Here is an 11,347-nt window from a genome sequence, read left to right as displayed (position 1 = left end):
GCCTCACACCTTGGCGGTCGCGGCTACGGTATCGAGTGTGGGCAGCCGATGACCGTCGGCGGGCGGCACCACGGTGATCCGCAAGTTGTTGTGCCGCAGCAGATACACGGCAGCGAAGAGTCCCGTCGCCAATGAGATGACACCGCCGAACAGGAGCGGTGCGCGTGGGTCGAGGGCGTCGGCGAGCCAGCCGAGCACCGGGCTGCCCAGCGGAGTTCCGCCCAGGAAGCACAGCATGTAGATGCCCATCACGCGGCCGCGCATGTCGGACGGCACCGACATTTGCAGAATGTTCATCGCCGACGTCGTGAACGTCAGCGTCAATGCGCCGGTGGGCACCAACAGCACTGCCACGAGAACGTAATTGGGCATCAATCCCACGAGTAGCTCGAACAGACCGAACGCGATGACCGCACCGATGAAGAGCCGCAATCGAGGGGCGGTGGCGCGCCGGGCCGCCAGGGTCGCTCCCGCGAGCGTGCCGACCGCGAGGGTGGTCGACAGCAACCCGTATGCGTCGGCTCCGCTGCCGAACGTGTTGCGCGCCAGCACCGACAGACTCAGCGGAAAATTGAGACCGAACGTCGAGACCATGAACACCGTCGCCAGCAACACTCGTAGGTCTCCCCGCCCCCAGACGTAGCGAAAGCCCTCCCGTACCTGCCCTTTGGCGCGCGGTGCCGGTTCGACACGGAAGAGTTGACCGACGTTCATCGCCAGGAGGGCACCGAACACCGCGGCGAACGACACCGCGTTGATCAGGAACACCCAGCCGGTACCGACGAGGGTGATGAGCACTCCCGACACCGCAGGCCCGACGATCCGCGCCATGTTGAACGTCATCGAGTTCAACGCGATCGCGTTGGACAGAGTTTCCTTGCCTACCATCTCGATGGTGAACGATTGCCGCACCGGCGCGTCGATGGCGGACGAGCAGCCGAGGATGAAGGCGATGACATAGACGTGCCAGAGCTCGACCATGTTGCCGACATCGAGCACACCCAGCACCAGACCGCAGACTGCGGCGAACACCTGGGTGATCATGAGGAGTTTGCGCTTGTCGTACCGGTCTGCGAGTACTCCGCCCCACACCGACAGAAACAGCGTCGGCCCGAATTGCAGGGCCATGACGATGCCGACGGCGAAGCCGTTGCCGCCGGAGAGCGTCAGCACGAGCCAGTCCTGGGCCACCCGCTGCATCCACGTTCCGACCAGCGAGACGATCTGCCCCGACGCCCACAATCGGTAGTTGCGAGTCTTCAGAGCAGCGAACATCGTCGCGCCGGACGTACGTGAAACTGGAGCCACAGGTCAAATAATAAACCTAGGTAACTACTCGGAGTCGCTGACCAATGCGCTGATGATGCTCACCGCATCTCGCAGCGTCGCGAGCTGCTCGGGTCCGAGGCCTGCCAGCTGTGCGGTCATCCACGCCTCGCGAGCACTCGCCTCGTCCGCGATCAGTTCCTTGCCGGCCGCCGACAACGACACGATCACCTGACGGCCATCGGTGGGATGCGGCGTGCGCTCCACCAGACCCAGCTCGGCCAACGACGCGATCACCCGCGTCATCGACGGGGGCTGGACCCGCTCCCGAGCCGCCAACGCGCCAGGCGTCATGTCGCCCTCCCTACTCAGCGTGGCCAGAGCCGACAGCTGAGTGAGCGACACTTGCGAGTCCACTCGCCTACCTCGAAGGTGACGAGTCAACCTCACCACCGCAAGCGACAGGTCGCTTGCCAATTCCCGATTGTCTTTCACACTGTTTCCCGACGTCACAGCGCAGAGAATACGCCCTGGTACCGACCCAGCATCAGGTAACCGCATCCGTGATGGGACCGACTGCGAAAAACGCCACGAACAGCAACGCGACGACCCATAACAGGGGATGTACCGTCTTCGCTCGGCCCGAACCAACGGCGAGCACGACCCACGTGATGAAACCGACGCCGATACCGTTCGCGATGGAGTAAGTGAACGGCATCACCAGGATGGTGAGGAAGGCCGGCAGCGCGTAATCGAAGCGCTTGAAGTCGATGTGGAGAACCTGACCGATCATCAGGGCACCCACCACCACCAGCGCCGGAGCAGCCGCCTCGATGGGCACGACAGCCGTGAGCGGGGTGAAGAACATCGCCAGCAGGAACAGCAGGCCGGTGACGACGTTGGCCAGTCCGGTGCGTGCGCCTTCCGCGATTCCCGAGGCCGACTCGACGAACACCGTGTTCGACGATGCGGACGCGCCGCCGCCCGCAATGGCTCCGGCACCTTCGACGACCAACGCCTTGCCGATGTTGGGCAGCGTGCCGTCCTTGTCGAGATTCGCTTCTTTACCCAGACCCGTCATCGTTCCCATCGCGTCGAAGAAGTTCGCGAGGACGAGCGTGAACACCAACAGACTCGCGGCCAGCACACCGATGCGGGTGAACGCACCGAACAGGTCGACGTTGCCCACCAGCGACAGGTCCGGCGACTGTACGAGAACGCTGGGCAGCTGCGGCACGGACAGGTTCCAGCCCTTGGGGTCGACGCCGTTCGACGGCCCCACGTCGGTGACCGCCTCGATGATGGCCGCCAACACCGTCGTGACCACGATGCCGATCAGCAGACCGCCGCGGACCTTGCGCACCACGAGCACACCCATCAGCAACAACCCGAACACGAAGATTACCGTCGGCCACGACGCGATGGACCCGTCGATGCCGAGGCCGACGGGAACCGTCGTGCCTGCGGCGTCGGGGATCCGGCGTACGAAGCCGGAATCGACCAAGCCGATGAACGCGATGAAGGCACCGATGCCTGCGGCGATCGCAGCCTTCAGTTCGGGCGGAATCGCGTTGAACACCGCCGTCCGGAAGCCGGTGACGGCCAACAGAACGATGATGATGCCGTCGATGACGACCAGGCCCATGGCCTCGGGCCAACTGACCTGAGGAGCGATGGTGACGGCCAGGAGAGTGTTGATGCCGAGGCCGGCCGCGATACCGAAGGGGTAGTTCGCGATGATGCCGAACGCGATGCTCATGAAGCCGGCGACCAGTGCCGTCACGGCGGCAACCTGGGCGACGGGCAGGATGTTTCCGAGCACGTCGGTCTTGGCAGCTGCGTCGTCGGCGGAGAAACTACCGAGGATCAGCGGGTTGAGCACGACGATGTAGGCCATCGCCACGAAAGTGACGACACCGCCGCGAACCTCGGAACCCACAGTCGAGCCGCGCTCGGTGATCTTGAAGTAGTTGTCGAGTAATCGCGACGACATAGGCATGAGTGAAAGATAAAGCACACCGCGAGGGTTGGCGAAATATGGTGGCGTAGCGTGAATTCGTGGCCGACGTCCCGCAGATCCCGCCCCGCCTCACCGATCCGGTGCCGGTGTTGACGATCGGCATCCTCGGTTGGATCGTTGCGCTGGTCGTGTTCACCGCCACCGGCGACCGCAGCGACGACGCGGTGGCGACGTGTTGGTCCGGCATCGCGGTCGGCGCTGTCGGGTTCGCTCTGTTCCTGGCGCAGAGAGCCGCGTCACGACGCGGCAGCAGAACCGCCCAACGCGGCCTCGATTGAGATCAGGATCACGTTAGCCCGATCACGAAAACCGTTCTGACGTGGGCAAACTAACCCCTCAGCCGGTTGAGTAACACAGAGTTAACGTGGAGCATAGGTTATGTCAGTTTCGATAACCTTTGATCCACGAAAGCACAGGCCATGAAGTTCGTCGCTCAGTACCGCAACCGCCGCAACCACGTCCGCTCGCTCCGCGCCCTCTACGCACGCGCCAACGCTGTCTCCAGCCCGGCCATGCGTGACGAGCTCCTCGTTATCGCGCAGCGCTCGGATTTCTCGCGCTGATCGCTTTTTCGGCGTAGATCCAACCCAGCCCCCACAGGGCACCGAACACCCAGCCGGCCAGCACGTCCGTCGTCCAGTGCGCACCCAGATAGATCCGAGAGAATCCGATCAGCAGGGCCGCGACCACGGGCAACGTCAGTAGCACCGGCCGATGCAGCCACGGAGTGGACGATCGCAGCATCACCGCGATCGCCACCGTGGCAAGCAACATCGACATCGTCGCGTGGCCGGACGGAAACGAATGGCTCGAAATCTCCACCAGGCGTTCAGGAATCGGTGGACGTTCCCGCGCGAACGCGAACTTCAGCGCATTCATCAGCCCCCACCCGGTGAGCATCGAACCCGCGACCATCCACGCGTCGACAGTCCTCTTGGACGTCAGCAACGCGCCCCACACCCCCGCGGACAACACGAACATCATGAAGGTGTTCCCCACCGTGGTGATGATCCAGAACATCGTCGTGACCCAGCCGACTCGATGCTCGACCATCCACTCCAACACGGCATGGTCAGGCCCCACGAGGTCGCTCCCAACTTTCCACACAATGCACTGTTCCGTCCGCGGTCACCCACCACGGCACAGCACGGTCACCGCTGACAGCCCCCGACAACCGCACCACGAGTTCGCGGTGCACCACCACCGAACCTGTCGGCAGCGGTAGACCCAGCACCGCACAGGCCAGCACGGCCCCGGGCTCTCGATCCCACGAGCTGACGCGTCCGACTCCGCGAACCTCGCCGGTGATGGCCTCCGACGCCCGCCTGATGTCGAGGACATCGGCCAACGCGGCTGCCGTGGTCATGTCCGAGAGCACCGCCACCTCCGGTGGCACGACCGGTGCCAGCCATGGCGCATCGACGACCAACCCGTCCGACGCATCGGCCACGGTGCCGCCGAGAGTGCGCACGCGATCCGGTGGATCGAGATCCGCCACGTCGATGCGTCGATCCAGGACGGCACTGGCGATCAGCGTGTGCGTGCGCGCGATCACCGCCGCCGTCGGATGTCGCTGCGGGTCCTCGAGTGCACGCAACAACACCCGCGCGCTCTCGACGCTCTCACACGTCGACGCGGCGAGCACCGCGTGCAGTTCGTCGGCGCGCGGATGATCGAACGGATCGAGCAGACCGGCGAACGTCTCGTCCGACGGCGCCCGGAACGTGGTCGGCGAGCGGTTGTCGATCAGCGCATGACGTCGCAGCCACCATGCCGTGTAGCCGTCCCGGTCGGTCATGGCTGCACGGGTACTCGGTTCGTCGAGCAGAATCGTCAGAGCTTCGGCCCAGGCATCCGACCGGACCAGGTCGAGATCACGAACCGCAACAAGGGTTTCCGGCTCCGTGGCCAGACTCGACCACCAGGCGGGCTCGTCGTCCAGGTCGTGATCCGGCCCCGTCGGACACTCGTCGCGCACCACCGAGAACCCCCAGCCGACGCCCACCGCGCGCAGGGCCCGCTCACCGAACCTGGCCACCGAGGCCGCCGACAGAACACCGAACGGCGAATCCCGAACCAACAGCCTCGCCAACGGTGCACCGGGCAGCAACAGTTCGTCCGCACTGCGCAATTCGCCCTCGTCGTCTTCGAGTGGCAGACTCCCGAGCCACCCCGGAAGCTCTCCCGCCTCCCCCGCCAGCGCCAGCACTGCCGACACCAGGCCATCCACCTCGTCGCCGTCCCAATCGAGATCGTCGAGGGCCGCTTCGAGGGCGGGATCCGACAACAGCTCGGCCGCGGTGGCCTCCCGCGCACCCAGCCGAATCAACAACGGACTCACCGCATCCGGATGCACCAGGCGTACCCACGTGACCTCGGCCGACGCGTCCGACCCGACGACGGTAGTCCGTGGACCGGTGACCGTACGACCGTCCGCAAGCGGAACCGGCAGCGCAGCAAGTTCTTCCGCTGCCAACCCGTCGACGACGAGCGGAGTCAACGCGTCGTACAGCCGCCGCCACCAGGCCGGCTCACGGGCCTGCCCGCCGAGCATCTCGGCCAACCGCGCCAACCCGATGCGGTGCACTCCCACCGCCGACAACGCCGACGCGTGCCGCGCGCCCGACAGAGTGGCGTCCACCAGATTCGGGACCACATCGAGCAACACCGCGGCGAGTTCCTCGGTGGCATCGGCAAGAACATGCGCACGTTCTGGTACGAGATCGGGTCCGTCGGCAGCGGGAAGCCATGGTGCGGTGGACAATCGGCGGAAGATCAGCTCACGTAGCGCACCGTCGATCGCACTGCGCGCGAACCCGACCTCGGGTACGAACGACACTCGCGCGGACGCAGGCAACGACGCCACGAAATCGGGATAACCGTGGGCCACCTCGGCGACAGAGACGCCGGGCAACACCCGTCGACGATCCGGCTGCATGGGTACATCGGCAACGACCAACGCGGGCAACGACAACAGCTCGTCCGACCGCGTCGGGGCCCGCAACACATCCGGCGCTGCGGGAACGGGTAGACCGTCGACCATCGGAACGATCCACCGCGCAGCCGAGGTGGTGTACTGCAGCCACGTTCGCGAACCGATGGCGATCTCGACGCGTGCATCGTCGAGTTCCGTTCTCACACAGTCGACGACAACACCATCGATCTCGATGGAATCCAACGCGTCGAGCTCGAGCAACAATTCGACGGCCTCGTCGAGGAACCCCCCGGCAAAGGATTCCGCTTGCACATCGGGTCGCGGCGTCAACACGATCTCGGTATCGAACCCGGCAGCGGGAGGTGTGGAAGTAGGCCACGCCAACCGAAGCACCGGCACACCCGACTCCGGCACTGTCATGTCCCGCTCGCGCAACGCGCTCAGAGTGCGCTCGGCACTGAAGATCACCCCGCCACCGCGCGAGCGGACCTCGATCTCGTCGGACGCCGATCGCACCGCGGTGAAGCCGACCCCGAACTGTCCGACACCCGGATCGGCCGCAGCTTTCGCCGACGCCCGCAGCGCGGTGAGAGCGTGCACACCCGACACGTCCAGTGCGGCACCGGTGTTGGCGACATGCAGTGCACCCGCCTCGTCGGTCCACACCGAGAGCCGACCCGGGACGCCGGCTCGCTGCGCAGCATCAGCCGCGTTCTGTGCCAACTCGGTCAACAAACGATCGCGGTATCCCCCGCGCACCAGATCTGCCTCGGATGCCGAATCTTCCCGCAGCCGCGTGGGCGAGGAACCCCAGGACGCGAGAATCGACTCGCGAAGCGACCCGGTACCGAAAGGATCGATCAGCTCGGCGATGCCGAATCCTCCTGCTGCACAACATCGTCGACACTGGAATCGGCGACGAGGTCGACATCGGAACCGACAGCGGAGGAAGCGTCGTCAGCCGGAGAAGCGTCGGGGGCCGCGTCAGTAGAAGGGGCTGCGTCAGCGGCATCGTGCCCGGTCTCGACCACCTCTGGCTCTGCCGGTGCGGAGTCTGCCGACTCGGGTGCTGCCGATTCCGGTGCTGCCGCGTCGGGCTGGGGCTCCTCGGACTCCGCCACCGCTACCGTCTCGGCCGACGAGACGGTCGCCTCCAAATCATCTTCTGCAACAGCGTCGTTCGCGGTAGGCTCGTTCGACTGTGCGGCACCGGTCGGCGACGGAGTGACGTCGAGTGCTGCGTCGTCGTACGGCTCGAACTGCGGCGAGCCCGCTCCGGTGGGCAGCTCGGTATCGGAGTGCGCGCCGCAACCGTATTCGACGTGCACCACATGACCGTCTGCGGCGAACTCGTTGCCGCACACTCCGAACGCTGCGGAGAGCGATCCCGCGAGGGGTAGGTAGAAACCGCAGAGTCCGCACGTGGACGGCGCGGCCTTGGCCATCTCGCTGTCCGGGCCGAAGTCGCCGTCGTGCCATCGTTCGGCGGCATCGAGCCGTCCTTCGAGGCTGGTGACCTGAGTGCGGCCGAGCCCGATCTCGCCGGCCACCTCGTCGATGGCGGGGTCACCGGACGCGACGTATCCCGGCACCAGTCGCGGGTCGTCTCGACGTGGAGAGAGCAGATCGCCCGGCCCGAGATCACCGGGTCGGATGCGCTCGTCCCATGGCACCCAGGACGGTGCCACGAGAGCATCGGGACCGGGTAGCAGCACGAGTTCGCTGACGGTGGCGTGATCGGCGTCGTCGGGAGCAGCGACGACAACGGCCCACTGCCATCCGCGATAGCCGTCCAGATCGCTGGCGAAGCGGTGGGTGGCAGCACTGTCGTCCTCCACGGTCACGCCGAGGTACTCGCCGACACCGCCCTCTCCCAGCTCGAGCAGAGCCTGCCGCGCGAGATCCACGGCATCGGCCAAGACGGGGCGGATGGATCCGAGCTCTGGAGAAGATACGACACTCACACATTCAGTTTGCCGCATCAACTCGGTGACGCCCAGTTCGGGCTGCCATCATGGATGCAATGACCGTCCGCGCTCGCACCTTCGCTGCACTCGTGACGTCCCTGTTGACCGTCACCGCCTGCTCGTCGACGTCGGGTCCAGGCGACTCGGCCCCCATCACGTCGGACTCGGTACCCACGCTGGGCGCCGAGGTTCTGCGTTCCTACGATCGCGCCGACGACGCCTTCACTCAGGGGTTCGAGATCGACGGTGATGTGTTCTACGAGGGCACCGGGCTGGAGGGCTCCTCCTTCGTCCGCCGCACGTCGCTCGAGAACATGACCGAGCTGGGGCGGGTCGATCTGCCGTCCGACCTGTTCGGCGAGGGCATCACCGTCGACGGCGACACCCTGTGGCAGATCACCTGGCAAGACGGAGTCGCCATCGCCCGCGACCGAGACACCCTGGCCGAACAGCGCCGAGTGGACTACGACGGCGAGGGATGGGGGCTGTGCACGCAGGGTGAAGGAACCCCGGACGACCGACTGGTCATGAGCGACGGCACGTCCACCCTGACCTTCCGTGACCCCACATCCTTCGACGCCGTGAACACCGTCGACGTCACACTCGACGGCAATCCGGTGGAACGGCTCAACGAACTCGAATGTGCCGAGGACGGCTCGATCTACGCCAACGTCTGGCAGACCTTCGACATCATGCGCATCGACCCCACCACCGGCCGCGTCACCGCCGTCGTCGACGGCAAGCCGATGTGGGATTCGATGTCGGCCACCGAGCGAAACGGAGCCGACGTCTTCAACGGCATCGCCCAGATCCCCGGGACCGACAGATTCCTCGTGACCGGCAAATTCTGGCCAAAGATCTTCGAGGTGCGATTCACCGATCCCGCGGCCGTAGGACAGAATTGATCACGTGACCGATCCGCGACTCCCCCACCCCACGCCAGGTGCGGAAAACTCGGGCGCTGGCACCGAAATAGGTCACTCCGCAGGCTCCGCTCCTGGCAACGAAACCGGTCACTCCACTGCTGACGAACAGAGCTCGGAGCATCCCGGTTTCGTCAACTATCCACCGGCCGACCCCAGCGCCGGCGGCCACGTTCCGAGCCGCCGCCAACCGTTGCCGCCGCTGCACCCGGCGCGCACGCAGCAGATCACTGTGGCGCGTGGCCGAACCGGCGGGCGTAAGCCACCACCGATGCCCAAGAAGCTCACCGTCACCCGCGTCGCGGCGATGCGTGGGCGCGAGCTGACCGGCAAAGGAATCGCGTCGTTCCAGCGGGCCGCGAAAGCCGATGGGGCCGACAAGTCCGGGCTGACCGCGCTGACCTACGCGACGATGGCGAACTTCGCATCGGACGCTGCCCTGGCGATTGCACTGGCCAACACGCTGTTCTTCTCCGCGGCGACCGGTGAGGACAAGACGAAGGTTGCGCTGTACCTGGTGATCACCATCGCTCCGTTCGCGCTGATCGCGCCGCTGATCGGCCCGTTGCTCGACCGGTTGCAGCACGGCCGACGCATCGCGCTGGCCACCTCGTTCGGCCTGCGTACCGTGCTGGCGGTGGTGTTGGTGTTCAACTTCGACAGTTGGGTGCTCTATCCAGCGGCGCTGGGCATGCTCGTCCTGAGCAAATCGTTTGCGGTACTCAAGAGTGCGGTGACGCCGCGGGTACTGCCAGCGGAGATCGACCTCGTCCGCGTCAACTCGAGGCTCACCGTCTTCGGACTGCTCGGGGGCACCATCGCCGCAGGCGCTGTCGCCGGCGGTATCGCCTTCGTCGCCGATTCGCCCGGCGCACTGTGGTTCGTCGCCGCGATCACCGTGCTCGGCGCATACCTGAGCATGCGCATCCCGTCCTGGGTGGAAGTGACCGAGGGCGAAGTTCCGGCCACCCTCGGCTACCACGCCGACCAGCATCACGGCAGCGATTACCCCGGCAGCGGTGCCCCGACCGAGAATCTGAGGCGCACCCCGCCGCCTGCCACCGCCGCCAAGAACCGCAGGCAGCCACTGGGCCGTGCGGTGATCGTCGGACTCTGGGGCAACGGCACGATCAGAATTCTCACCGGCTTCCTCACGCTGTACATCGCGTTCGTCGCAAAATCCCGCACCGAACACGAGCCGCTGCAGCAGGCCGCGATGCTCGGACTGGTCGGAGCCGCCGCCGGTCTCGGCAACTTCGCCGGCAACGCACTCGGTGCCAGGATCAAGCTCGGCCGACCATCGGTGGTGGTCCTACGGTGCACGGTCGCGGTGACGGTCGTCGCCGTCGTCGCAGCCGTCACGGACAGTTTGCTCACTGCCGCCGTGGCCGCCCTGGTCGCGTCGAGCGCGAGCGCACTGGCCAAGGTCTCGCTCGACGCGTCTCTGCAGTCCGACCTGCCTCCGGAGTCCATTGCATCCGGGTTCGGCCGCTCGGAAACCGTCATGCAGCTGTGCTGGGTTCTCGGCGGAACGCTCGGGGTGTTGCTTCCCACCGAGTACTGGCTCGGTTTCACGGTCGTGTCGGTGTTGCTTACGATCGGCCTCGTGCAGACCTTCCTGACGTACCGCGGTCGATCATTGCTACCCGGGTTCGGTGGCAACCGGCCCGACCATGTCGAACAAGAAGTATCCGACAGCTCCTACGGCGAAAACGTGACCAAGTGAACCTGGCTCCCCGCACCAAGAAGATCGCGTCGCTGATCGCCGCCGGCCTGTTCGTCATCGCCGTCGCGTTCGTCGGTGTACTCGCCGTCCTGATCGGCAATGCTCCCGACAAGGAACCGGTCGTCACGGCGTACTCCAACGGTCGAGCCGTACAAGTCGAGCCGTACCTGTACTGCGCCGTGAGCGACCCGCTGTGCACCAACGTCGGCGAGACCGCCGAGATACAGGTGGGATCTGCCCCGACGGTGCAGTTGTCGATGCCCGAGGCCGTCTACTCCGCGCCGTGGGAACTGGCACTGGTCTACGGCGACGACACCGGGGCGGTCGTCGAGAGCAGCCAGTTCAACCAGCCCGGAACCCGGCTGAGCGTCACCGTCCCGACGACGGACGACGGCGGCCGAACGTTGCTCGGCATCGAGGTTCGGCTACCCACGGGAATCATCGACACCGACACCAATACCGAGAGCTTCGTCAGCCACGCGATCTGGTCCATCGGCGCGCGTCCGTAAC

At 65.8% G+C, this 11,347-nt stretch carries 11 protein-coding genes; 5 read left to right on the top strand and 6 right to left on the bottom strand.

Features of this window, described 5'->3' with window-relative positions; all coding sequences use genetic code 11:
* Nucleotides 1-3: 3 nt before the first annotated feature.
* The 3 genes from K414_RS26630 to K414_RS0110490 are packed head-to-tail and all read right to left on the bottom strand — an operon-like array spanning nucleotide 4 to nucleotide 3,265.
* Complete coding sequence (locus tag K414_RS26630; protein WP_037219106.1) at nucleotides 4-1,275, bottom strand: MFS transporter; 1,272 nt, start codon at nucleotides 1,273-1,275, stop codon at nucleotides 4-6.
* A gap of 57 nt (nucleotides 1,276-1,332) precedes the next feature.
* Nucleotides 1,333-1,761 (bottom strand): MarR family transcriptional regulator, encoded by a 429-nt coding sequence (locus K414_RS0110495; protein ID WP_027495905.1) that lies wholly within the window; start codon nucleotides 1,759-1,761, stop codon nucleotides 1,333-1,335.
* 52 nt (nucleotides 1,762-1,813) lie between these two features.
* Nucleotides 1,814-3,265: an NCS2 family permease gene (locus K414_RS0110490; protein ID WP_027495904.1), complete on the bottom strand. Its 1,452-nt coding sequence runs from the start codon at nucleotides 3,263-3,265 to the stop codon at nucleotides 1,814-1,816.
* A 59-nt stretch (nucleotides 3,266-3,324) separates the two neighbouring features.
* Here K414_RS0110490 and K414_RS0110485 point away from each other — a divergent pair, with 59 nt between their 5' ends.
* Both K414_RS0110485 and K414_RS29370 read left to right on the top strand, forming a co-directional pair.
* Nucleotides 3,325-3,564 carry a DUF2530 domain-containing protein gene (locus tag K414_RS0110485; RefSeq protein WP_027495903.1) on the top strand — a complete coding sequence of 80 codons (240 nt, stop codon included), beginning with the start codon at nucleotides 3,325-3,327 and terminating at the stop codon, nucleotides 3,562-3,564.
* Between the two features lie 141 nt (nucleotides 3,565-3,705).
* Nucleotides 3,706-3,849 (top strand): hypothetical protein, encoded by a 144-nt coding sequence (locus tag K414_RS29370; protein ID WP_167327272.1) that lies wholly within the window; start codon nucleotides 3,706-3,708, stop codon nucleotides 3,847-3,849.
* Here the strand turns inward: K414_RS29370 and K414_RS0110475 are convergent.
* The 3 genes from K414_RS0110475 to K414_RS26625 are packed head-to-tail and all read right to left on the bottom strand — an operon-like array spanning nucleotide 3,818 to nucleotide 8,203.
* Nucleotides 3,818-4,369, bottom strand: coding sequence for a phosphatase PAP2 family protein (locus tag K414_RS0110475; protein ID WP_027495902.1), 552 nt, complete (start codon nucleotides 4,367-4,369; stop codon nucleotides 3,818-3,820). The genes K414_RS29370 and K414_RS0110475 overlap by 32 nt on opposite strands.
* Entirely contained in the window at nucleotides 4,359-7,085 is a 2,727-nt protein-coding gene (locus K414_RS0110470; protein WP_027495901.1) for a hypothetical protein, read from the bottom strand. The genes K414_RS0110475 and K414_RS0110470 overlap by 11 nt, the downstream gene beginning before the upstream one ends.
* On the bottom strand, nucleotides 7,082-8,203 hold the full coding sequence (locus K414_RS26625; RefSeq protein ID WP_081701576.1) for a DUF3027 domain-containing protein: 1,122 nt from the start codon (nucleotides 8,201-8,203) through the stop codon (nucleotides 7,082-7,084). The genes K414_RS0110470 and K414_RS26625 overlap by 4 nt, the downstream gene beginning before the upstream one ends.
* Nucleotides 8,204-8,235: 32 nt before the next feature.
* Between K414_RS26625 and K414_RS0110460 the strand changes: the two genes are divergently transcribed.
* From K414_RS0110460 to K414_RS0110450, 3 genes are read left to right on the top strand one after another with little or no spacing between them, the layout of a single operon-like run.
* Nucleotides 8,236-9,093 (top strand): glutaminyl-peptide cyclotransferase, encoded by an 858-nt coding sequence (locus K414_RS0110460; protein ID WP_152530400.1) that lies wholly within the window; start codon nucleotides 8,236-8,238, stop codon nucleotides 9,091-9,093.
* A 4-nt stretch (nucleotides 9,094-9,097) separates the two neighbouring features.
* Complete coding sequence (locus K414_RS0110455) at nucleotides 9,098-10,837, top strand: MFS transporter (RefSeq protein ID WP_202595060.1); 1,740 nt, start codon at nucleotides 9,098-9,100, stop codon at nucleotides 10,835-10,837.
* Nucleotides 10,834-11,346, top strand: a complete 513-nt coding sequence (locus K414_RS0110450) for a DUF2771 domain-containing protein (protein ID WP_027495898.1) — start codon at nucleotides 10,834-10,836, stop codon at nucleotides 11,344-11,346. The genes K414_RS0110455 and K414_RS0110450 overlap by 4 nt, the downstream gene beginning before the upstream one ends.
* Nucleotide 11,347: the final 1 nt, after the last annotated feature.

The organism is Rhodococcus sp. JG-3 (genome assembly GCF_000482405.1).
GTDB classification, from domain to species: domain Bacteria; phylum Actinomycetota; class Actinomycetes; order Mycobacteriales; family Mycobacteriaceae; genus Rhodococcoides; species Rhodococcoides fascians.
Note: the sequence above shows the minus strand (reverse complement) of the source record. Positions and strands in the feature narration are given on the sequence as shown.

What these genes read in the sequence shown, in the direction of transcription:
- K414_RS0110490 (WP_027495904.1), bottom strand. Translation starts at nt 3,265, where the DNA reads ATGCCTATGTCGTCGCGATTACTCGACAACTACTTCAAGATCACCGAG.
- K414_RS26625 (WP_081701576.1), bottom strand. Translation starts at nt 8,203, where the DNA reads ATGCGGCAAACTGAATGTGTGAGTGTCGTATCTTCTCCAGAGCTCGGA.
- K414_RS29370 (WP_167327272.1), top strand. Translation starts at nt 3,706, where the DNA reads ATGAAGTTCGTCGCTCAGTACCGCAACCGCCGCAACCACGTCCGCTCG.
- K414_RS26630 (WP_037219106.1), bottom strand. Translation starts at nt 1,275, where the DNA reads ATGTTCGCTGCTCTGAAGACTCGCAACTACCGATTGTGGGCGTCGGGG.
- K414_RS0110460 (WP_152530400.1), top strand. Translation starts at nt 8,236, where the DNA reads ATGGATGCAATGACCGTCCGCGCTCGCACCTTCGCTGCACTCGTGACG.